General features: G+C 38.6%; 20 protein-coding genes. 5 read left to right on the plus strand and 15 right to left on the minus strand.

Annotation, left to right across the window (positions count from 1 at the left end; genetic code table 11):
* Nucleotides 1–367: 367 nt before the first annotated feature.
* Nucleotides 368–1,339: a solanesyl diphosphate synthase gene (gene sds, locus CALSC_RS20985; RefSeq protein ID WP_088243213.1), complete on the minus strand. Its 972-nt coding sequence runs from the start codon at nt 1,337–1,339 to the stop codon at nt 368–370.
* Between the two features lie 1,842 nt (nt 1,340–3,181).
* Between sds and CALSC_RS20990 the strand changes: the two genes are divergently transcribed.
* The gene (locus tag CALSC_RS20990) at nt 3,182–3,379 is read left to right on the plus strand and encodes a hypothetical protein (protein WP_088243227.1); all 198 of its coding nucleotides are present in this window, start codon (nt 3,182–3,184) and stop codon (nt 3,377–3,379) included.
* A gap of 83 nt (nt 3,380–3,462) precedes the next feature.
* On the opposite strand, the gene murI is transcribed toward CALSC_RS20990, so the two are convergent.
* From murI to CALSC_RS21005, 3 genes are all read right to left on the minus strand, one after another.
* Nucleotides 3,463–4,338: a glutamate racemase gene (gene murI / locus CALSC_RS20995; protein WP_088243214.1), complete on the minus strand. Its 876-nt coding sequence runs from the start codon at nt 4,336–4,338 to the stop codon at nt 3,463–3,465.
* Nucleotides 4,339–4,468: 130 nt separating this feature from the next.
* Nucleotides 4,469–5,974: an N-acetylmuramoyl-L-alanine amidase gene (locus tag CALSC_RS21000; RefSeq protein ID WP_088243215.1), complete on the minus strand. Its 1,506-nt coding sequence runs from the start codon at nt 5,972–5,974 to the stop codon at nt 4,469–4,471.
* 492 nt (nt 5,975–6,466) lie between these two features.
* A complete protein-coding gene (locus CALSC_RS21005; RefSeq protein ID WP_088243216.1) occupies nt 6,467–6,856 on the minus strand; it encodes a cupin domain-containing protein in 390 nt (129 codons plus the stop codon).
* Nucleotides 6,857–7,074: 218 nt separating this feature from the next.
* Between CALSC_RS21005 and CALSC_RS21010 the strand changes: the two genes are divergently transcribed.
* Complete coding sequence (locus CALSC_RS21010; protein ID WP_088243217.1) at nt 7,075–8,817, plus strand: protein kinase domain-containing protein; 1,743 nt, start codon at nt 7,075–7,077, stop codon at nt 8,815–8,817.
* Between the two features lie 78 nt (nt 8,818–8,895).
* Here the strand turns inward: CALSC_RS21010 and CALSC_RS21015 are convergent, their stop codons facing one another.
* Both CALSC_RS21015 and CALSC_RS21020 read right to left on the minus strand, forming a co-directional pair.
* Complete coding sequence (locus tag CALSC_RS21015; RefSeq protein ID WP_088243228.1) at nt 8,896–10,323, minus strand: FAD-binding domain-containing protein; 1,428 nt, start codon at nt 10,321–10,323, stop codon at nt 8,896–8,898.
* A 165-nt stretch (nt 10,324–10,488) separates the two neighbouring features.
* Entirely contained in the window at nt 10,489–11,280 is a 792-nt protein-coding gene (locus CALSC_RS21020; protein WP_088243218.1) for a glutathione S-transferase, read from the minus strand.
* A gap of 680 nt (nt 11,281–11,960) precedes the next feature.
* Here CALSC_RS21020 and CALSC_RS21025 point away from each other — a divergent pair.
* A complete protein-coding gene (locus CALSC_RS21025) occupies nt 11,961–12,839 on the plus strand; it encodes a fasciclin domain-containing protein (protein WP_088243229.1) in 879 nt (292 codons plus the stop codon).
* Nucleotides 12,840–12,951: 112 nt separating this feature from the next.
* On the opposite strand, the gene CALSC_RS21030 is transcribed toward CALSC_RS21025, so the two are convergent.
* The 3 genes from CALSC_RS21030 to pedR form a co-directional block, all read right to left on the minus strand.
* Complete coding sequence (locus CALSC_RS21030; protein ID WP_235006878.1) at nt 12,952–14,022, minus strand: hypothetical protein; 1,071 nt, start codon at nt 14,020–14,022, stop codon at nt 12,952–12,954.
* A 127-nt stretch (nt 14,023–14,149) separates the two neighbouring features.
* A complete protein-coding gene (locus CALSC_RS26650) occupies nt 14,150–14,320 on the minus strand; it encodes a hypothetical protein (protein WP_159460658.1) in 171 nt (56 codons plus the stop codon).
* Nucleotides 14,321–14,919: 599 nt separating this feature from the next.
* Nucleotides 14,920–15,183 (minus strand): photosynthetic electron transport-dependent transcriptional regulator PedR, encoded by a 264-nt coding sequence (gene pedR / locus CALSC_RS21035; protein ID WP_088243219.1) that lies wholly within the window; start codon nt 15,181–15,183, stop codon nt 14,920–14,922.
* Nucleotides 15,184–15,720: 537 nt separating this feature from the next.
* Here pedR and CALSC_RS21040 point away from each other — a divergent pair.
* Nucleotides 15,721–16,698, plus strand: a complete 978-nt coding sequence (locus CALSC_RS21040) for a carbohydrate kinase family protein (RefSeq protein ID WP_088243220.1) — start codon at nt 15,721–15,723, stop codon at nt 16,696–16,698.
* On the opposite strand, the gene CALSC_RS21045 is transcribed toward CALSC_RS21040, so the two are convergent.
* From CALSC_RS21045 to sfsA, 5 genes are all read right to left on the minus strand, one after another.
* Nucleotides 16,695–17,489: an HIRAN domain-containing protein gene (locus CALSC_RS21045; RefSeq protein WP_088243221.1), complete on the minus strand. Its 795-nt coding sequence runs from the start codon at nt 17,487–17,489 to the stop codon at nt 16,695–16,697. The genes CALSC_RS21040 and CALSC_RS21045 overlap by 4 nt on opposite strands.
* A 2-nt stretch (nt 17,490–17,491) precedes the next feature.
* A complete protein-coding gene (locus CALSC_RS21050) occupies nt 17,492–18,409 on the minus strand; it encodes a HipA domain-containing protein (protein WP_088243222.1) in 918 nt (305 codons plus the stop codon).
* A 39-nt stretch (nt 18,410–18,448) separates the two neighbouring features.
* On the minus strand, nt 18,449–19,042 hold the full coding sequence (leuD, locus tag CALSC_RS21055; RefSeq protein ID WP_088243223.1) for a 3-isopropylmalate dehydratase small subunit: 594 nt from the start codon (nt 19,040–19,042) through the stop codon (nt 18,449–18,451).
* Nucleotides 19,043–19,133: 91 nt separating this feature from the next.
* Nucleotides 19,134–20,540, minus strand: coding sequence for a 3-isopropylmalate dehydratase large subunit (leuC, locus tag CALSC_RS21060; RefSeq protein WP_088243224.1), 1,407 nt, complete (start codon nt 20,538–20,540; stop codon nt 19,134–19,136).
* An 87-nt stretch (nt 20,541–20,627) separates the two neighbouring features.
* The gene (gene sfsA / locus CALSC_RS21065) at nt 20,628–21,380 is read right to left on the minus strand and encodes a DNA/RNA nuclease SfsA (RefSeq protein ID WP_088243230.1); all 753 of its coding nucleotides are present in this window, start codon (nt 21,378–21,380) and stop codon (nt 20,628–20,630) included.
* Between the two features lie 364 nt (nt 21,381–21,744).
* Between sfsA and CALSC_RS21070 the strand changes: the two genes are divergently transcribed.
* Nucleotides 21,745–22,839 carry an AI-2E family transporter gene (locus CALSC_RS21070; RefSeq protein WP_088243225.1) on the plus strand — a complete coding sequence of 365 codons (1,095 nt, stop codon included), beginning with the start codon at nt 21,745–21,747 and terminating at the stop codon, nt 22,837–22,839.
* 7 nt (nt 22,840–22,846) lie between these two features.
* Here the strand turns inward: CALSC_RS21070 and CALSC_RS21075 are convergent, their stop codons facing one another.
* On the minus strand, nt 22,847–23,431 hold the full coding sequence (locus CALSC_RS21075) for a hypothetical protein (protein ID WP_088243226.1): 585 nt from the start codon (nt 23,429–23,431) through the stop codon (nt 22,847–22,849).
* Nucleotides 23,432–23,618: the final 187 nt, after the last annotated feature.

Below are 23,618 nucleotides of genomic sequence, written 5' to 3' on the forward strand. Positions count from 1 at the left end.
GAAAATAAACAAAAATTTTCCAGAAGCAAGGACTTGATTTCTAGAGAAAATTTCATTAGGGAATGGCAGGTAACTTATCAGTTATCAATGTCCCTAATGAATCACTAGTATATAAAATCACTACGTAATAACCAGGATAAAATCAGCCTTGGCAATCTGTGACAATGTTGACTGCTCCCCCGCCTGGAAGCGAGTGGATTCTAAAAAGATGCTGGTGTCTAAAGAACGAAACACGCAACTGTGTTGCTCTTTCTGGCAGAGCTTTCATCCTCTTGTTACACTTCTGGTAAGGGTATTCTATAGTTATGTGAGATTTTCCCTAGATTAAGACTGTGCTGTCTTCACACTTTATTTATCAAGGTTGTAACTAATAAAGTCGGCTCAAAACATAATCTGCTAGATTTATAAGAGTTTGCCGAGATTGGGAAGATGGAATCACCTCAATATGCTCAACAGCTATTTTGGCGTGATGAGTTGCTAGTTCCTTTGAGCGCTGTATACCTTGGCTATTTTTAATTAAGTTCATTGCCTGTTCTAAATCTCCTTGTTGAGCAAACTCCCTCTCTGTCAGCACCTCCAAATAAGGTTGCTCCTCTAAAGCAAACAACACCGGTGCTGTCAGATTTCCACTCTTGAGATCCGATCCTGCTGGCTTACCCAAGGTATCACTAGAACTGGTGAAGTCTAATATGTCATCCACAATTTGGAATGCTAGACCTAAATGACGACCATAATTGTATAAATGTTCAGCTGTATCTGAAGAGACATTACTTAATACCCCCGCAGCTTTAGAACTATTAGCTATCAATGAAGCTGTCTTGTAATAACTTTTTTGTAGATAAACATCTAAAGAGGTACTACTGTCAAAGCGATTTAGTCCTTGCTGAATTTCCCCAGCTGCCAGATCCATAATCACTTCTGATAATAGTTTGACTACCTCTAGACTGTCTAGATTAGCTAAATACCAGGAAGATTGAGCAAATAAAAAATCTCCTGCTAACACAGCTATACGGTTACCAAATAGGCTGTGGACAGTAGGTACACCACGCCGGATTTCAGATTCATCCACAACATCGTCATGCACTAAGCTAGCCGTGTGAATCATTTCTGTAATTTCAGCTAAACGTCGATGACGTGGAGTAATATCTTGTTCCTGCATTGTTGCCCGTGATATTAGCAGTACTATAGCAGGTCTAATACGCTTCCCACCAGCACCAAATAAGTGTTCGGCAGCGGCATAAAGAATTGGATGGCGATTTCCCACTAACTGCTTGAGGTTCTCTGCTAGTATCTGCAGGTCTGCTTCCACAGGGGAAAATAGAGATGTGGCTGGGGTCATGGATTGGCGGACTCTGGCTTAGGTTACGAAAGTTTACATATCCTTTATTTATTTTAAGATAACCTAGTGCCAGTGTACAATTTTCGTTGGGAAATATTGCTGATATGCCATATCCCAGATGGTAAAAGACTTTTTATCCGTTAGGTTATATCGAAGTCGAATGGCACTCTTGTTAAGTATAAACCCTTGATATTACCAGCTTTGGGGTGTATGGTGCGGGGGATAAAGAACAAGAATTTTTTTTCAAGCACTAAGTATTGAATATCTATCAACACTACACCCTAACTCCAACACCTTGCCCTGGGTTTTACAGTGTTTTTGAGGTAAGTGAGGTACACCAATTTCAGGGATAGTTTTTCAGCTTTGAATTTGACTCAGTTGCTGTACCCCACAAGTATCGAATCTGCTGCATCTGAAATTTATGCCACTCTTATCTAATATCATTTTCCTAAATTATGACTACAGACAATTCTCTCCTTGCTCCCTTCTCCCTGCCTCCTGCTGTCTGTGTGTAGCTTTTTTGTGGATTATTAATATAAATCTCCCTAATTCCTTAACCCTTATAACTACTGCCATATATGACAATTGAAAATAGCGATTTCTAAGTTAGGTGTTAGTGGGGAAGGAAACTGTATTTAGGTAAGTACTATATATATTCACAATTACTTATTGATTTATCTTGATTTTTTGTATTTATAACTACTTTATTTTTAACAAAATTATGATATAAAATCTATTCAACTGATAGATGTAACTTAAATGCAGTAATTATGGATCTTGATTTAATCGTTAAATATTACTAATATTGAAGCTCAGATCCCGAATCTTTAATTTTAATTTGCTTGCTTTAAAGTTGGTAAGTACTTCAGGTAGATAAAAGTATAGTCTGCATTATCAGATTATGACCAATTGTATGAGCACGGATTTGAACGAAATTGAATTTATCTATAAATGTTCCAGGGACTCAAAAGTGTAAAAACCCTGATGATTTAGCCAATAATCTGCAAAACATGGTTTCGCATCAGTTTTTTAAGCCTGAGATAAAGAAACAATCTTGTGTATTTACATAGACCTTGATAGTAACCTACAATTAAATAAGTATTCTAGTTGGGTAGATGATATAGTCTTTCAGAGATAGCTACGTTAAGAAGAGACTCTGTAATACAGTTAGTTCCATATCGAGATGGGATGTTGACATAAACACTGATAACCATTCCGGTTACAGAACAATTGTCTTACAAATGCCTTATTAAGTAGATATACTCTCAAAAGATCGCTTTCATCGAACCAATTTTAAATTTACCCAAAAAATCAAGCAAAAAGTCAACATATTTGTGTTAGGCTGAAACTAAGGGATTTCAATCTTTTTGTTGATATTCATCCCGAGGGGCGAAAGTCCAATAGGTATTTTTGCTCTGGGCGTGATGAATTTGAATAGAATAATTACCAGTAAAGCCAAATAATTATTTGACTTACACTGGAGTATGCGAACCTCTGGGCTAGGAGTTATGCACTACCCTAAGGGTAGTTTGCTATATTTCTTCGCCGCATCTGGGACTTTGTCTTGCTCATGGTAATGAGAGGTGCGTGCAAACTTTAACGGACTAGGTAGACTGCTGAAAATAGATACACAATTTTCTTTATGTTTATTGAGTATTATTCTCAGTTATAGCCCGTATAGAGAAAATATTTATTTTGGGTCGGAGAGCAATTGCACTCTGGCATAAAAATCTATGTAGGAAAAGCTATCAAGTACGAATTCAGATAGCCTCATTTTTCCTATTTATTTGATTTTCGTTTGAGACAAGTGCTGGGAGAAAAATGGTTGGTGGAAAGATGCTTATGTTGATGTTTATTTTAGCTTCGGGGTATTTGTTTGCAGTTTATATATTACTAGCCATAGTCAAGCATAGTAGTAAAAGAACTGTGAATTCAAATATAGGCTCAATGAATGGGGGAAAATCTCAGTCGGATATTTCGGTGACTCAACAGGTGAGTGAAGTTATCAATAATCCAGAGTCATTACTCAATACTCAATAGCTAATGAAAAATATGTGAGAACTGGTAAGTTGAATAGTTGGTTCATTACCAGTTCTAGGTTGAGGGCTAGTAACTTGGGATTACTAGTCTTTTTTTGCATGGGAAATTTCAATATTAGTAAAGCTAACCGTCTCTACTGTGGGGGTACAACCTAACCATTGCAGGGAAGATTGGGCAAATTGTTGAGAGCAACCGCTAACAGCAAAGCGAGTTGGTAATGGTGGATGAGTATTTTTTAAGCCTAGTAGATCTAATTCCTGGGCACAAGCAGCTACGACATGAACAGCTGGATCGATGAGTTGGATATGTTCAGGAAGTAGCGATCGCAATACCGGTGCCAGATGGGGATAATGGGTGCAGCCATATATTAAGGTATCAATTTCTTTTTCTAATAGTGGTTCCAAGTAGGAACTTGCTACTTGGATGGTATAAGGATCATGAATGCGGTTTTGTTCAATCAAGGGTACAAACTCTGGACAACCAACTTGCCAAACTTCCACATCTGTAGCAATTTCCATAATTGCCTGTTTATAAGCATTACTTTTAGCAGTTGCGGGAGTAGCAATCACCCCCACTCGTTTGCCTAACCGTACTGCTGCTTTTGCTCCGGGTAAAATTAAACCAAGGATGGGAATATTATATTCTGTACGCACCGCTTCTAGAGCTAAGGCGGAACTAGTATTACAAGCCATAATTACCATTTTCACCCCTTGTTTTTGCATCCATTCCAGGATTTCCCGCACGTACTGTAAGATTTCTGCTTGGGAACGAATGCCATAGGGGAGTCGTGCTGTATCCCCAAAGTAAATGATAGATTCATGAGGAAGTTGTTGGTACAGTTGTCTAAGTACGGTTAGACCACCAACACCACTATCAAAGATGCCAATGGGAGCACGCTGGGGTTCTTGGGTATTAAAAGAGGAGAGATTGCCTTCAAAGTTGATGGAAGATGAAAACACAAGCAAATTTTGATTTTAGTTTTTTGATTAAGATACAGGATTAATTGGGCAATTTCATACTGAATAATAAATTCTCAACTCAATGGGTTATTTTATACAGGTATTAATTGCCTGATAATTATTGCCATACTTATCTTCGTCTTAAGTATTCTAAAATACCATTAGCAATGGCTTCTCCCATTAGCTTCTGGTATTGTGGATTACGTAATCTGGCATTATCTTCCGTACCTGTGACAAAACCAGTTTCGACTAAAATGGCAGGCATGGTATTTTTTCGCAGTACGTAAAATCTGGCTCGTTTTACCCCTCGGTTGTTGAGGTTGCCAATTCTGCCAATTATATTGTTCTGAACTGCTTGAGCCAAACTCTTGCTATTAGGAGAATAAAAAAATGTTTCCACTCCACTGACATGGGGACGGTTAGCCACAGCATTGGCATGGATACTGACAAATAAATTCGTGCTAGTTTTTCGGGACATCTGCACTCTAGCAGGAAGGGTAACAAAATAGTCGGAATCTCGGGTAAGTAACACTTGAATGCCATTTTGTGACAATACAGAGGCGACTGTTTTGCTAATGGACAGAACTACATCCTTTTCTAATAATCTACCAATGCCGACTGCACCGGAATCTCTACCACCGTGTCCGGGGTCAATCATAATCACGATTCGCCTTTTTGATAAGGGACGGGAAGGTCGGGAAATGGGTTGATTGGTGATTTTTCTGGGTATGGGTTGGGACTGTTGGGGTGGTGTCAGACCGAATATGGGCTGAGATAAGGGATTCCTCACCATGGAGGAACGGCGTAAATTGACAGAGATAAAGCGATCGCCAATTTGGTTTAATCTCCCAATAGATACTCTACTAGCTGGTTGTACCAATACAACTACGGTACGAGGATCTTGTTGCTGTAGGCGTATGCGAAGCAGGGGACTATCGGCATTTAATTGGGGTCCTTTAACCTTGGGAGCTAACTTGGCATTAGCAATGACAATCCGATACAAACCTGTAGTTCTATCCCAACCACCATTTGCAGTTAAATTGCGATCGGCTCTAATTACTAATTGAGTACCAGTGGGATTTAATTTGACAGACTGAACCGTACTAATAAATGATGTATCTGATTGTGCTAGCCGAGAAGTATTAACATTTGTATTAATAGACGTTAATTTATTATCAGTGGTGTTAGTATTTTGTGTAAAGACATTGAAATTATAAGTTTTTCCGGGAGTCAAAGCCTGGGTTTTTAGTTTTGGCTGCGGTAACTGTACAGACCAATTACTGGCAGTAGTCCCCACAAATTTCACCTGTTTTGGGTCTAGGGTATATCCAGGACTTAGTTCCAGTACTAAACGAGTAGTCTGAGAATTGAATTGCCCTACACGAATGGCGCGAATTTTTCCCCCTAGGTTTTGGTTGATTGGGTTCTGTCCTAACTCGGTTCCAGGTAAATCAATTACCAAGCGGGTGGGATTAAAGATAAGTTGCGCTTGGGGTTGGACATCACCAATGGTGTTAATTTCTAATCGATTCTGGCTAGCGTCAAAACGCCAAGATTTCAATCTAGCAGCAGCAGCAGGTGCAGAAAGCACCAACATAGCAACAGCAGTGCCAGGTAATAACCAATGTATTTTCACAGCTTTTTCTCCTAGTTCCCATCGATTGACGATGTTATTTCAGTTATCAGTGTCATTAGAGATAAATCACCCATAATCCCGAGACAGCCCTTGCTTTTAGGTAAGTTAAGAGTAATTCCTAGTATCTACTTATCTACAGTTATTAAGCTGTCATGATCAACTCCCCACTGCTCAAAGCCATTGACATTTAGCCACCAATACCAGATGCATGGTTGGAAATCGTCCTGGCAATTATTATTCTTGCTATCGGTACAGAAAAATTGCATCTGTAAAGTATAAGAATACACTAAAAATTAGGCAAAAGAATGGAGTTACTATAGTCAATTCTAGGTATTTATGGGGATTCCGGTTAAATTTGATTTTTTGTTTGCCTATTCCACAATGGTAATTATTCGGTAATTACCACGGAAGGTTGATCATGGTTTATTGGTATAGTGCTATGGGCAAGTAATAAGTAATAAGTAATAAATAATAACTTTACTGTTCATAGGTTTAGTGCTTCAATAATGTCTGCCTATATGGTTTGGACTGACTAGGGAAAGACATTTCCAGGATGATAACATCCCCATCAGCTGTGAATGGACCATGAACCTCACCCGGAGGACGACTAGCATAGTAGCCTGATTCTAGCCACATCTGAAAAGCTGCATCATATAATCGACCTGAAACAACAAAAATCTCCTCTGGATAATCGTGACTTTTCTGACCAAATGGTTCGGTAGAATAACCATCCAAAAATTTAGTCAATCTCGTGTAATCGCCAGTTTCAGAATCTACTGCAATGGTAATCTGGGAAAGTTTCCCTTCTGAGCCTTCAATAATTTCCCACTTGTCAATGAAAGTAGAAGATAATGGATTCCAATAGGTGGAGGTTGATTTCATCGGCGACTCCTTGCACGCAAAAACATAAAGCTTTGTTTATCCTATTTTCAGGTAAGTTGTCACCCATTCCCCTATTTTTTCGTTGAATAATCTCCCTTATTTTGCTTCAGTCGAAATGTTAAAAACTTTCTTACCTTCTGTTGAAAAGTTGCATAGTTGGTAAATCTGCCATGATAATATTATGTAACTAATATGACAGTGATAAAATCTCTGGCTCCATGCTGCTAAATAACCGCTATCAAATTATCAAAACTCTAGGAAGCGGTGGCTTTGGGGAAACTTTCCTGGCAGAAGATACCCAAATGCCTTCTCATCGCCGTTGCGTGATTAAACAACTCAAACTCATTGTCAATAATCCTGAAATTTATCAGTTGGTACAGCAACGGTTCCAAAGAGAAGCAGCAATTTTAGAAGAATTGGGTGGAGCTTGGGTTGGCGCAGCCTCTGGGAACGAGAATCGCATTCCTACTTTGTATGCCTATTTCCAGTTAAATGATTTATTTTATCTGGTGCAAGAATGGATTGAAGGCGACACTCTTACTAGTAGAATCCAACAGCAGGGTTTATTCAGTGAACATACTGCCCGCAAAATTTTAATAAGTATCTTAAATATTTTAGAATACGTACATGCAAAACGAATTATTCACCGAGATATCAAACCAGATAATATTATTTTGCGTCATCAAGATGGGGAACCAGTATTAATTGATTTTGGTGCAGTTAGGGAATCTATGGGAACTACAATTAACTCCCAAGGTAGTCCCATCAGTTCTATCGTGATTGGTACACCTGGATATATGCCTAGCGAACAAGCCGCAGGTAGACCGATTTACTCCAGCGATTTATATAGTTTAGGTCTCACAGCCATTTATCTGCTCACAGGTAAGCAACCACAAACCATAGAAACAGATTCCCGCACAGGAGAGATTCTGTGGAAAACATATGCACCCCATATTAGCTGGGAATTGCAAACAATAATTGATCGCGCCATTCAATATCATCCCCGTGATCGTTTTGCGACAGCCAGGGAAATGCTAGATGCTTTGCAAAGAAAAGCATATGAAAACAGAGAACAGGGGGTAATCAATAATCTTCCACCTACGGAATTACCTGCAACTCAACCACCAACTCTTTCTGCATCTTCCTCTGAGAAGATAAATTTTATTCCTAGGAACCCACCACCAACCATTCAAACTCAAAATAAAAATAAAAATGCCCTCATCCTGGGAGGAACTATTGGCGGAGGATTAATTGCTGCTGCGTTCGCAGGCATGATATTGACAAAAACTCTCCAAAGTGATATGGAACAGCAAGTAAGCCAATCAACAACTCCACCAATATCTACCAATAATTACCCAACTTCCAATCAAAACTCCTTTTATTTCCTGGCAGATTCTGCTTATTCCGACGAGCAAACTGCCACGAAACAAGTGCAAACATTGCAAACAAGAGGATATCTGCAAGCAGGAATGTTTTGGATACCAGAGTATGGTAACTTGTCAGGGAAAAAATTATTTGCAGTCTATGTAAAGAAATTTAGCGATCGTAATAGTTGCATTAATCTTCTGAAAACCTATGGAGAAAGGAACTCTCAGTCATACTGTGCCTTTGCCAGTCAAGATGTCAATACATCTCCAGACAGATTTTATTTCAAAGAAATTGCCACTTCATCCACTGGAAATAAATATGCTTGGTTATCGCAAAAAATAGTCACCGATGCTGATTTACAAAATAAGAGTGCATTTGAGTTGGATATTATGCGTAATTCTATTTTCGCCCATCACGGTCGTCGTTTCCAGACCCCCGGTTTACAACAGTACTTTAGTAATCAGCCTTGGTATCGTCCTCGATATTCTCCCCAGAATTTCCCTAAGAATTTACTCTCAGATACCGAAAGAATGAATGTGGAGTATATTGCTAGATATCAAGAGATTCATAATCTTAGATATTTTAAGAAATAAGCCAGTCCCGATGAAAAAATTTCGGGAACACCAATTTTTTTATTTATGTACTTCATCCAATTGAAATATGCGAACACCTCATTTTTGCTGACTGTAAATTTCCTTAAATCTTTTTTGTTGTTGATTATGATCCACAATCGGCTCTGGATAACCAAGAGCATGACGTTCTAAGGGGGAAATTTGACCAGTAACTAAATATTTAGTATCGAGGGATCGCAATTCTGGTATCCATTGTCTGATATACTCCCCTTCAGCATCAAATTTTTTGGCTTGACTAGTTGGATTGAAGATACGTAAAGGCTTCGGATCCATACCACTAGAAGCGCTCCATTGCCAACCACCATTGTTTGCAGATAAATCCCCATCAATCAGCTTCTGCATAAAGTACTTCTCCCCCCACTGGGGATTGAGAATTAAATCTTTAGTCAGAAAACTAGCAACAATCATCCGACAACGGTTATGCATCCATCCGGTTTCATTTAACTGACGCATGGCTGCATCAACTATGGGATAACCAGTTTTTCCCTCACACCAAGCCTGAAAATGTTCTATATTGGTTTCCCAAGGAAAGGTTTTGAAAATATCCCGGTAAGCACCCTCCGCTAGTTCTGGGAAATGATACATAACGTGTTGATAAAATTCTCGCCAAGCTAATTCCTGTTGATATGTGCGAATACTGGCTTGGGTTTCGTCACTGCGGCTATTGGCTAAGGCTTCTATAGTAGCTTGCCACACAGTACGAATACCAATCACTCCAAACTTCAATGCTGCACTTAATTTTGATGTTCCTTCAACTTCAGGGAAGTTACGCTGTTCCTGGTATTCATTAATTACACCAGCAGCAAATTCCTCTAACTGTTCCCGAGCTGGAGTTTCTCCCGGTGCAAGTATCAATTCTCCATCCCAGACAAATCCTAAATCTTTCGCATTGGGTAATTTAATTACACCATTTTCTACTGCTATTTCCTGTTCTGTGGCTGTTAATCCGGTAATATTATTTAACTTATCCACAGGATTTGCCTTAGATTTACTACTCCAATTCTTCCAAAAAGGACTGTAAACTGTGTAAGGCTTATTATTACCAGTAAAAATTTCATCCGGTGAATGTAATAGCTGATCCCAATTCTGTTCTAAAACCTGGATACCCTGATTTTGTAATACTTCTAGTAGGATGCGATCGCGTTTTTGAGCATAGGGTTCTACATCCCAATTCCAGAATACTGCTTTGGGGTTCAATGCTGTTACTAATTGAGGAATTGCTTGTACAGGATTCCCCTGAATTACTAATAATTGGCTACCAGCTTTTCTATACTGCTCTTGGAGTGCTTGCAAGCAACCCATCATATATGTCACCCTCACCGGAGCAATGTCATCCCCTTTGAGAATACACGGATCGAGGCAAAATAACCCTACTACCTTATTACTTAATTGTCTTGCCTTTGCAAGTCCAATATTATCAGCAATTCGCAAATCCCGCCGATGCCAAAACAGAATTAAATCGGACATTTCATATATATAGTATTGGTTCGTATGTACTAGTTTAATGGGAATAGTGTCTATTTGCATTAAAAAACCTCGACTTCTGAATTAATATGCGCACCTGGGAAAAAGATCGCTCACACAGAAGTCGGGGATTTAATTATCAAAACGAATAAATTGAACAATTATCAATTAATCAATTTGAATTGAGGTTGGTGCAGTTCCAGTATTACTTTGTCCTGTTAAAGGTTTGCGAAATTGAGCATAAAGGCGATCGCGCCAGGTAAAAAATAGTTCATAATCTGGATTATCGGCTAAACCAGGAACACCTTTACCTCTGAGAGCTTCAGGTATATCAATATAAGCATCATCTGGAAACTTCAGCAATATGGATAAACCAGCCACAGCGAAATCAGCTAAACAAGGTTCATCCCCAAGTAAGTAAGGGCTATCTGCCAATATTAAACATAATGCAGACAAATCTTGTTTCAGATCCTTGATAGCAGATGCAACCACATCGGGAGTATAACCCACCCCAACACCTAGAAGTTTCAGAAAATCACTAGGCACTTCTCCCACCAAATTTTTGAATAAATCAGGGGTAGTAATAGGTAGCAAGGACTTACGAAAACTTTGGTCTTGACTAATAGCAGAAAATAAAGCCTTTCGACCTTTTATACCAATGGACTCATCCGCCCATTCCTCCATCATTAAGCAAAAACCTCTTTTTTTGGAATCTGTGGGTATCAAAGGCTGCTCAGGATAATGTGTTTCTAAATACTTTGCGATTTCCGTGGAATCAGCAACAAATTTATTGCCATCTTTTAATACCGGGACTTGTCTTTGACCAGTCATCCGAAATAGTTCCACTTGTCCAATGCCTGGAGTTACCTCATGCTTACGATATTCTAATCCTTTGTAGTCCAGGATTAAGCGTACTTTTTCTGAGTATTGAGATATTTCAAATTGGTATAATTCCAGCATTAGTGAAATCCTGTACTGAATACATCTATAAGATTTTACAACCTTATCTTAACTAATCTTAATAAAATCATGGATTGAATCACCGGATGGCATCAGCTTTCAAAAGTATATGTTATTGTTATCAAACTAAAAATTATTTTTTATTTAGAACAAATCATTTAATTACCTCTAAACACATATATGAGGCTACTATTTGATTAATGAAAATAAAATTTATATTTATAGCCATTTTTCCCATACTTCCAAAATAAACTCATAAATAAAATAGGATTATACAGATATAGACCTAATTAATATTTTTGCTATTTTTCCATATAAAATAGTCTTTATTTCTTGTATAAATATTCGATTTTACTTTAAAAATAATTCTATATTTACTTATCATTATAGTTGATGAAATGATTATTGTGCCAGAAATAAATTCAAACTTGCAAGAGAAATAATTTGGTATTTAATACCGAAGCATTACGTATAAAATAGTACTCTATTATTCTTGAAGGCTAATTAATTATATAAATGTTGCTAATATATTTTGATGATGATTTCTTGCTAGTGTGGAATTTGTTAGTGATGACAAACATTCAAAATATAATATCTAACTTTAGTAGTTAGATATTATGGGTAATAAAATGTTATAAATCTTTAGTATGATGTGTGTAAATAAAAGCCAAGCCAAATTCATGAAAGTAGATTCCATAACTTTTCTAACCAAGCTAGCTTGTGTCGTAGGAATAATTGGTCCTAGTGTTTGCTTTAGTATGACAGCTGGCGCGAATACAGCAACTGGTGCAAATAAAGCAATAAATTCCAATCCTACTATTTTTGCAGAAGCTCCATATACTCATAGTCAAAGGCTTCCGGTTAATACTCAATACACACCAACTGCATCTTTGTCCCAAGGGATAAAGAGCGAGAAGCCAAGCAAGAAAATAATTGCACAGAGAACAAGAAGACCTGGTATTTTTGACGAGTGTCCCTACAATCGTGCTGCTTGTGGTAACCAGACTCCTACTACTCCTAGTGTGGCACCATCAGTACCGACTCCAGACACAAATCCAACTCAACCAGATGTAATAGTACCAACAAACCCAATTCCGGGAACGGAAACTCCTTCTAACGAGCCTACAACTAGTACAGATGGTAAAGATGTAGTAGCATTGGCATCGTCAAGTCCATCTTTTTCTATGCTCACGAAGGCACTGAAAGCAGCTGGATTAACGGAAACTTTGCAAGGTAAGGGCCCTTTCACTATTTTTGCACCAACAGATGAAGCCTTTGCTAAATTACCTCAAGATGCAGTTCAGGATTTATTAAAACCTGAAAATAAAGAGGTATTAGTGAAGATTCTCACCTATCATGTAGTACCCGGAAATGTAGAATCAAGTCAATTAGAAACAGGTGAAATTAAAAGTTTGGAAGGGGAAAATATAAAAATAGAAATCAGTTCTGATAAAAAGAATGTCACAGTAGGTGGTGCCAAGGTTATTACAACTGACATCAAAGGTACTAATGGTATTATTCACAGTATTGATGAAGTAATCCTTCCTGCTAGTTTATAAGCTTTTGTGAAAACATCCTTTGTGAAAGAATTAGGTAAATATTAAATCCTAATAAAACAAAAGTAAACCCGTTCAATTTGTCATATGAACGGGTTTTTCAATTTCAAGCTAACTAACATATAGCGATCGCATTATCATCAAAATAATTGAATTGATTCGTTTCGACATAATTTGGTATTGATTTCAAACTATCTGGACTCCATACATAGTCTTTCATATCTTGAGGCCAAAGTACTTCCTCTGGAGTGGAAATTTTCAAAGAATTTTGCTCAAGTAGGAAATACAAACTCACAAAATCACCAACTTCTAAGCCGTTTTTGCGAAAAGTTTGGCGTAACAATTCCGTAGTAAACATCATATTATGGGCTTCAAAGCTATTCTTAGGGAATAAACCGGGAAATATCAAGAATTTAATATCATTTCGATCCTTTGTAGATGCTTCTTCTGGCGTAATACCCAGTTTTTCCGGTAAAGGATCTCCTGCAATGGAAACCATAATATACTTTGGTCCTTTAACCCATTTTTTGTAACCATTGCCAAAATTAAAGATTCTGATGAGTTGATAGCTACATTTATGCCATTTTAACTCCCAACTTTGCCGTCTTTTAAAATTCCAAATAGCTGCATGTTTGTCAATAAATTTTCTTTTCGCCAGACTCAGAGCTCGAGACAATAAAATAGTTCCATGACTATCACTGGATAAATGCAGAGGAGTATCGCTATCTAAGGCACGTACAATTAAAGTCGCCGTATTATTAATCACAGGACTACCAGATAAACCCAAACGATGAATGGTGGCATCAATCCAGTCCAGGTAAGGGTTAATTCTATCCAAGATAGGATTTGGTTTCCGAAAAGAAGAGTTATTCAGGTTAGCAATTCCTGTATTTAGGGTTTCAGCATATCGGCGACTCCTCCTAGAAGACTCATGTTCTGGTTGACCCAAACCAGGAATAAAGATGGCAAATAATTCTCGTTGATCGTTTTCAGGATAATAAGCAATTTGTTCTGCAATCAGTTTAAATATATCATCTGAGGCGATTACATCATCAAAATCGAACACTTCTTCACTACCTGGATTTTGTAATTGACCATCAAATTTTTTATCTGGGAATAAAATTTCTAAGGGCCAACGCCACCAATTAGACTTAATTTTTTTTGCTTTTTCTTCACTATTAATCATTTGCTTTTTTTCAATTTTTTATTGTTAAATATTGAATATTTATGTGATTAACTGAATTGTAAATATCAAAATATATGTTAATTTCTATGTAATGATAGTATATTTTACTATACCCAATCGTATAGCACTACGGCCAAGTCGAAAGTTGATCGCAGATGACGCTGATTCCACTGAATATGTGGGCGTTGTATAAAAAATGGGGATGAATTGGTGGTTGAAACCATTGATAAATCGTTCCAAAGAAATCTAAATCATCCCATAATTGAGCAATGCCGAGCCGTTTAATCTGGAAATCCATAATCTAAAATTAGATACAGAGAACGCCCATAATAGAAACATAGATTGTTTCTACGAACTATAAATTCAGTTGTAATGGTGCCAATTTCAGACGTGATTGCTAGATATAGCATTACCAAAGCACATTAGAGCATTTTTGATGCCTCAAACCTATGAACAGTCAGAGGCAGAGGAGCAGGGAACGGGGGAGAAACCCCATACATGAATGTGTGGGTTTGAAATCATAAATTATTACTTATTACTTGCCCGTAGCACTATAACTTTCAGGTAAATTACAAGGTATAAAAAATGTGGCAGTGGAAAATTAAGATCCATCTACCACAAACTATTTTCACTGTAATCAATACAAATGAGAAATCAAGATATATGTTTTACCTGTTGTAGTAGCCATTAACAAGCTAAGACGTTGAGTATTTCATTTGTATCAACGTCAAATTATTCTCATTGATGCAACAATTACTGCCTTTACCCATCAATCATGGTTTTCTCATAGCTTATTTTAATTCAGCTAAAGAGATTCACATAAAAACTGGGACGTGAGGAGGAAAATACTTGAGAGAAACCAATAATAAAGGGTTTGGCAGCACCTAAACCAATAATTTACTCGCCTGAGTTGGGTAAAGGACAACAATTGACATCATTTAAACAGACTTTGCCCCAGTGTAAAGCCCAACGGACGAGAGCTACTCGGTTAGCTGTTTCGGTTTTCGTGAGAATATTGCTGATATGGTTATCAACGGTACGTTTGCTAATCTCCAGTTTAGCTGCAATTTCTTGGTTAGTTAAGCCAGCGGCCACTAAGTCAATTATTTGCATTTCTCTGTCTGACAGACTAACAGGGGTCTGAGACTCGCCACCAGCCATGCTTTTTGTATCCTCCCTTAGTATATGTACTTAATCGCTCCTTCTCATTTTAGAAGATTCTTTTGTGAGTAGGGATTTCAAGTGTTAGCCGCAATACTATTCTGGGAAAAATTTTCCATTTATGACTAAAAATCTAGAATATTTTCACATCCAACATCATTAATCCTATTTCTCTTCCATGAGAGGACTCCCGTCACAACAAAGTTTGACGGAACAGATGAATCACGGGCGGGGTATGGTGGTAAAATCAGATTATTCAAATGAAACTCATGCAAGTTGTGACAATCAAACAGCAAATCGTGAGAAGTAAGGAGAAAAAGAAATCACAAATACTATGGAGCACACAGAAACTCCAGCTTGTTGAGAAACTGCAAGAATTGTTGGTACTTGTACCAAAAAGCAGGTTTCTATGAAGCAAGAATCTCTCTTCACAACATAGTTTGATGGAAGAGTGTCAATTCAATGTATGAACCACTGCCGACAAAAGAGGAAGAAATATTGTAGATTTTATACTGGAAAATCCCGATCCAAAATGCAATGAGTAATCCCCGAGTTTTATGTCTGGGTGAAATTCTATTTGATTGTTTAGCCGATCAATTGGGACGAAGGCTGGAAAATGTCGAGTCCTGGACTCCCTACCCAGGGGGAGCACCAGCTAATGTAGCCTGTGCTTTAGTGAAATTAGGTACATCTGCGGGATTTATTGGCGCTTTGGGTATAGATGAGCCAGGAAATTCTCTCATTCAAGTCTTACAAGATGTAGGTGTGGATATGACAGGGGTACAGCGACATCCCACTGCACCTACTCGCCAGGTTTATGTAGTGCGAGATTTGGATGGCGATCGCAGTTTTGCCGGATTTGGTAAACATGAGACTAATGAGTTTGCTGATACCTTTTTGCAAGCAGAACAATTACCCCATTCTTTGTTTGAAAATGCCGAACTTCTGGTATTAGGAACTTTGGAGTTGGCTTATCCTGATAGTGGTAAGGCAGTCCACCATGCTTTGAAATTAGCAGAAAAATATGACCTGAAAATTGTCTTAGATGTAAATTGGCGACCTGTATTTTGGCAAAATCCCGATATTGCACTGACACAAATTCAGTCATTGTTTAGTAAAGTCGATTTTGTCAAACTTGCCAAAGAAGAAGCAGAATGGCTATTTGATACGGATGACCCTGGGGCAATTACTTACAAGATAGACGGTGTTGAGGGGGTATTAGTCACAGATGGGGAAAAAGGCTGTGCCTACTGCTTGAGTGAAAATGAAGGGAAATTACCTGCTTTTCCCATGACTGTTGCTGATACAACTGGTGCTGGGGATAGTTTTTCTGCTGGATTTATCCACCAGTTACTTATTCATGGTGTCAAGGCTTTGGGGGACCCTCAAATTGCTAAACAAATTGTTACCTATGCCAGTGCTGTGGGAGCATTAACCACCATTAAACCAGGTGCGATCGCTTCCCAACCTATAGCAGCAGAGGTGGAGGCTTTTCTCGCCCAGCATCAGCTTTAGGAGTTAACATATTCAGTAGGAATATCAGTTGTGTTCATGGTTCGCGTGGCTACCCTTGGGGGCATTGGCTGATATTCCTCGCTGGAAAATGGAGTAAATCCCTCATGCCATTTTGTAGTTATGTTGCACAATAAACGAAGTTTTAAGGGAGTAGGTGCTTGGTTGACTCGCTCAGCGTGCACTTTTACCAATTCTGGATTTTGTCTGATGATCTGGAAAAAATCATGCACTAGATAACGGGGACAATAGCCTACGTTGTGTTTATCTTCAGTGCGTAGAAGCAATGCATGAGGATCGTAGGGATTTTGAAAATCGTGAGTCAAATATAAAGGTTCACCTGTTTGTAGTTGATTAATACATTCAATTGCACATTCAGGAAAGTACCGTAATCCATGAGCAAAAAAATGGATGTGGTAAAGTCCATTCTTATCTGCTTTTGGGTATGGGAAGATTTCAAAATGATCTGTTACTTTCCTTCCACCACTGCGAGAAAGGATAGCTATGGGATCGTCTTCACCTTCAGGGATGTTCAAGCATTCAAGATAATTTTTGTAGTCTGGACGAGAACGTCTCATGACTCGATTGGAAAACAAGGGAAAGAGTTCTGTTGATGTGTATACCTTGTCTAATTCTGGAAAGGAATATAATAACTGAAAGTCATGCTCAGATTGAGCTTTTTTTGCACCGTAGGTATACACAAATTCATACTTGTTCCCATTAAAAGTTAAGCGTCCAATGGGAAACCAAGACCGACTTTTTGGATCTTGCCAAGCTAGGAATAAGGTTTTCATTATCAAGTATTTAGCAGCTTTAACAATCGATCCCGATTAAATCCCAGTATATCCTGTCCAAAGTCGATTGATGTTTGTGATATCAAATCTGATGGAATTCGTTGAAACAGTTCTACCGTATCATTACTGGATATTTTATCTAGATTAGTTAGCCAAATTTTGGCTGCATCGGGATATAGGTTTTGGGATTCACAAAATGCATCAAATGTCTTGAGTGGTTTTTTCGCTCTAACTTCAGCATAAAGTGCAGAACTACATTTTTGTGCATACCCTGTGACTGATTTATTTTGTTGCAACTTGGTAGACTTTTTTCCATCCAGTAGTTCTCGACCCAAACAAGAAGCATGATCATAAGTTGGTGCTAGGTAAATTTCCCCGTTTAAACTCATAAATGCCCAATTCTCATGATGTCTATCAGTATTACCAATCCAAGCGTCTAAGAGTAAATAACTGACAAATGTCTCTGGTGTAGTTGTAATACCTTCAGGTGGTGTCCAATTAAAAGGTAAGTTAACCTGAGAACTGCTTATGGCATTAAATACATTATTTATGGTGTGTTGAGATAGGTCTTCATTAGAATCGGGATAACCTGACACCTTCTCCTGAAGAATTTCATTGCCAGGGGTAAGTCTATCAAACTCTGTTATATTCTGTTTTGTAGGGAAAAATGATGGTGAAATGATTCCGCGATCGCCGTTGAATATTGCTAACTCATAACTAGCGTGGGGTATTCCCAATAAATGGCACAATTCTGCGGCTATTTTTTCTGACCAATCTTCACCTGTGTTTTGTCTAGCTTTTTTGTACAAACAACGACCAAATTGGGGATGAGTAAACCAGAATTTTTCCTTGGTTCCCATCTCCTCATCATCTTCTGGTGCATTTAGGGGAATTTCTATGATGGGAAATTGTGTTGTCATATTAGTGACCTATTACCCCCATCAACTCTTTGACTTACCCTAATTCCAACTCAAATATGGTAACTTCGCAGCAGTGGCTTTCACCTGCTCTGCATGGGATACCAACTGACCACAAGCATCCCAAGTACCGGAAACAAACATATTTTTTGCCCCTTCACCCATAGAAACAGCAGCAACAAAATCCCCAGAAGTAACTTGCATTGTTTCCAAGTTCACTGTCATTGCTACTTGGGGATTAGTTGTAACAATTTCTTGCAATTGCTTGACAATAATAGGCTCTGCAATCAGGCAAGGAATACCTATAGCGACACAGTTACCAAAGAAGATTTCGGCAAAACTTTCACCAATTAATGATTTAATTCCCCATTTAGCGATCGCTTGTGGTGCGTGTTCCCTAGAGGAACCACAGCCAAAGTTGCGATTAACTACTAAAATTTTGGCACCTTGGTATTGGGATTGATCGAAGGGATGCTTACCCTCTAAAGCCTTTCTATCATCAGTAAATACGTGTTCTCCCAAGCCATCAAAGGTGACACAACGCAAAAAACGAGCAGGGATGATGCGATCTGTATCAATATCGTTACCTACCAAGGGAATACCGCGTCCAGAAACAGTCTTAACTTCACTAACCATGAGGAATTTTGGATTTTAGATTTTAGATTTTGGATTATGTCGGGTGTATTATATCTGTAACGTACCAAAAGGGTGGGCATTGCCCACCTTACTAATTCAACATCTGACGCACATCAAAAACTTTTCCCTTCAACGCCGCCGCAGCCACCATCGCTGGACTCATCAACAAAGTGCGCCCAGAAGCAGAACCCTGCCTACCCTTAAAATTACGGTTGGAGGATGAAGCACTAATCTGCCTACCTTGCAGTTTGTCGGGATTCATAGCCAAACACATGGAACATCCTGGTTCGCGCCACTCAAATCCTGCTGCGGCAAAGATTTTATCTAACCCTTCCGCTTCAGCTTCTTGTTTTACCCGTTCGGAACCAGGAACCACAAAAGCTTTAACTCCTTCGGCGATGTGGTGTCCTTTTGCTACTTTTGCCGCTTCCCGTAAATCACTAATTCTGCCATTGGTACAGCTACCAATAAAGCAGACATCTACTTTGGTTCCCTGGATGGGTTTACCGGGGGTCAGATCCATGTAACCGTAAGCTTCCTCAGCTATAAAATGGTCTTCCTCATGGAGTTCTGCAGGGGTAGGTACTAACTGATCAACTCCCATCCCTTGACCAGGGGTAATTCCCCAGGTAACAGTAGGAGGAATTTCAGCAGCATCAAATACTACTACATCATCATATTCTGCATCAGCATGACTACGGATAGATTCCCACCAAGTAATGGCTTTGTCCCAATCCGCACCTTTGGGGGCAAAATCCCTACCTTGGATATATTTATAGGTAATATGATCGGGATTGATGTAACCGCAACGGGCACCTCCTTCAATTGCCATATTGCAGACAGTCATCCTCTCTTCCATACTCATTTGCTCAAAGGTGGTGCCAGCGTATTCATAGGCATAGCCCACGCCACCTTTAACACCAAGGGTACGAATAATGTGAAGTACTACATCTTTGGCATAAACCCCTGGTTGTAAAGTCCCATTCACTTCAATTTTACGGACTTTTAATTTAGATAGGGCTAGGGTTTGGGAAGCGAGAACATCCCGGACTTGACTAGTACCAATGCCAAAAGCGATCGCCCCAAATGCACCGTGGGTAGAGGTGTGACTATCACCACAAGCAATGGTCATTCCTGGTTGGGTAAGTCCCTGTTCCGGAGCGATGACATGGACAATACCTTGATTTCCAGAACCAATATTGTGGAAAGTAATACCATTTTCTTCACAGCTTTGCTCTAGTGCCTGCATCATTTCTTCTGCTAGGGTATCAGCAAAGGGACGAGATTGATTGGTTGTAGGTACGATATGGTCTACCGTAGCCACAGTCCGTTCTGGTAATAATACTTCCAGACCACGTTCCCGCAGCATAGCAAAGGCTTGGGGACTAGTTACCTCATGAATTAAATGTAGTCCAATGAATAGTTGCGTTTGTCCTGAAGGAAGTGTGCCAACAGTGTGTAAATCCCAAACTTTATCAAACAGGGTGCCTTTGCTCATACTTGAATTCGTTTTTCAGCGATCCGGTCTTTAGATATTAACAAAAATTAGCACCTTGTTAATTAGGATTAGGCGATCGCTAACTGATTAAAGTTTTAGGGGTGCTAATCCTAAGTAACGAATACCGATGGGAGAAACTTGAAAGCGACATGGTAATACTTCTAAACCAAGAGCGATCGCTTCTCTTAACAACTTCCCGTACACAGGATCTGTACTATCTCCAGGAGCAAATTCCGTACAATCACCACGATTAATAAAGTAAAACATCACTGCTCTACTCCTAGGTAACAATGCCATTAATTCCCGTAAATGTTTCTGTCCCCTGGTAGTTTCTGTATCGGGAAATAGAGCTAATTTCCCATTGCACCAAGTCGTGTTTTTTACTTCTAGATAGATTTCTCTATTCTCTAATGCAGAATGAGATGTTTTGTCTTCAGGAGGATACAAAAAAAAATCCACTCGACTGTTTCTATTTTCTCCATAAACCACCTCACCTTTAATTTGGCTATAGTTTCCCAATTCTGGGAACAAATGTTGTTCTAGTGCCGATTTCACTACCTTATTCGGTAAAGCTGTATTGACTCCTACCCAAGTCGGTTGATCATTATCATTAACCTGAATTAATTCTAAGGTGTAGGGTAACTTGCGTTTAGGATTACTACTTAAAGAAAGTTGTACCGGACTACCAGGAGTACAAACCCCTGTCATTGGTCCCGTATTAGGACAATGCGCTGTAACCACTTCCCCAGAGACCATTTCTACATCAGCAAGGAAACGCTTATAGCGTTTAAGCAGAATACCAGTATAAAGGGTAGGGTAGGGATAAAGCCAATCAGTCATTAGATTTTGGATTTTGCGGAAAGTTAAGCCAGTCCAGTCTTTAACTAGCGTTGTGGTGCTGTGAGTGTACAGTGTCTTGGAAGTGTCACCCATTGGGCAAATTTTTCCAGATGAATTTTAGGATACTCCATGTCGGGTTACTTCTGCGTTATTTTTATTTTTTTAAATTTCTCTAATACCAATTTGAAAAATGATGGCGACAGATGGAAAGAAAGCAAGGCTTATGTAGTAATTATTTCACAATCTAAAATCTAAAATCCAAAATGGTATAATTTTCCTTCATCAATGATTGACAGATAGCGATATGCTGTCGCCAAAGCCTAATTACCAAAAAACCAGAATAGACTTATAGACTTGCCAAGCCATGCCATCAACTAATAAATTACCCCAATGGTTAACTATAGCTTTAGCATTTCCCTTGACAATTCTTAATGCTTGGGTATTACTGCAGGTTGTGGATTATTTCCAACCTTTAGTAAGCATTGTTGTGGCTGCAATTCTTCTCGCTTTTGTCTTAGATTATCCTATCAAATTTTTTCAAAAGCAGGGAGCAAATCGCTATTTAGCTATTGGTGGAGCTTTACTTTTAGCAGTAGTAATTGTGGTTGCTTTAGCTTTTACCTTAGTTCCTCTCATCTTAGAACAAATAGACGAATTAGTTCGCATTCTTCCGTTTTGGATTGATTCTGGTACACAACAATTACAAGAATTACAAAATTGGGTCACAACTCAACCACTCCCGGCTAATTTAAGTAGTTTGCCCACCCAAATTTTAGATAAATTATCCAATCAACTGCAAAGTTTTACAGGTAAGATTGTGAGTTTAGCAGTAGATACAATTGGTACATTTGTTAATGTCTTAGTTACAGTATTATTAACTATATATATGATATTAAATGGGCAAAGTCTATGGGATGGATTATTTCAATGGCTCCCAGAAAATATAGCTATAAAAATTAGACAATCATTACGACAAGACTTTCAGAATTATTTTATTGGTCAGGCAACAGTTGGCGCTGTTTTATCTGTAGTGTTGATCTTGATTTTTGTGGGATTAAAAGTACCTCTAGCTCTACTGTTTGGGTTAGCAATTGGTTTTTGTGCTTTATTCCCATTTGGTACGGGAATTGGTATTACCATTGTCAGTTTATTGATTGGATTAAAAAACTTTTGGCTGGGTGTGGAAGTGTTAGTAGTTTCTATAGCTGTAGATCAAGTAAATGCGAATTTTATTGCTCCTCGTTTATTGGGTAGCTTAACTGGTTTAAATCCTGTGTGGGTTGTAATTTCTTTGTTATTGGGAATCAAGTTAGGAGGTGTTTTAGGATTATTGTTGGCTATACCGATAGCTAGTTTTATTAAGGATATGGCTGATAGTTGGCGAAAGGGCGAGTTCCGTAAAAAAATTGTCCCTAGTGAAGAAGGGGAATATTCTGTATTCGTTGATGTCAGTGAATAAAAATTTATTACTTATTACTTATTGTCCATAAAGCCAACCCACCTCCTCTACCTCTAGCAGCAATACAATTATCTTCTACGAGAAAGTAGGTAAAAAATGCCTGTTTTTTGATAGTCTGCTGGTAGAAAGATGCTTCTCGATTTTTACCATCACGAATATGACCTGCATACAGTTGCAACCCAGATAAGCATACCTTCATGTGAGTAAAATCGAATGCAAGTATATTCATCCTAGGATAAAACTGCACCGGACCAGTCAGAACCATTTGTAATGGGCCCAATTGTACTGCATTTTCTACTGTTCCTTGCTCGTCAGCAGATTCTCTTGCAAGATAGGATAAATGAATCTTTACCCACTGTGGTAAAAACCTTCCCTTGCCTAACATTATGCCTGCACGTTGCCGCACACTCTTGGTACCCGTAATAAATCCTAATCGCCAAGTTCCCTGCAGCTGCTGATAAGTGTAACGAATTTTATCTTGTTTAGCTGTCTTCTCTGATTCTAGTAAAGCCTCCACCACGGCTTCTCCCTTTGGTGGTGCAGTGATACTAGATGTTAAAAATTGAACCGCTTGTTCGATTACTTGATGCATTTACATAACTGGGAAAACAAAAATTGAGGAATTCAGGGAACAATTACTACCCCTCACGGAATTGTAATACCTATTTAAATAATGTTTGCAACATATAAATTCTTCGTAAGGGCAAGGCATCCACAATCTTTCAATATATAAAAGTATATTACTGATGCCGTGCCCCTACCTATCTGTCCCATTCTTT

The sequence above is a fragment of the Calothrix rhizosoleniae SC01 genome (assembly GCF_900185595.1).
Taxonomy (GTDB): Bacteria; Cyanobacteriota; Cyanobacteriia; order Cyanobacteriales; family Nostocaceae; genus Calothrix_A; species Calothrix_A rhizosoleniae.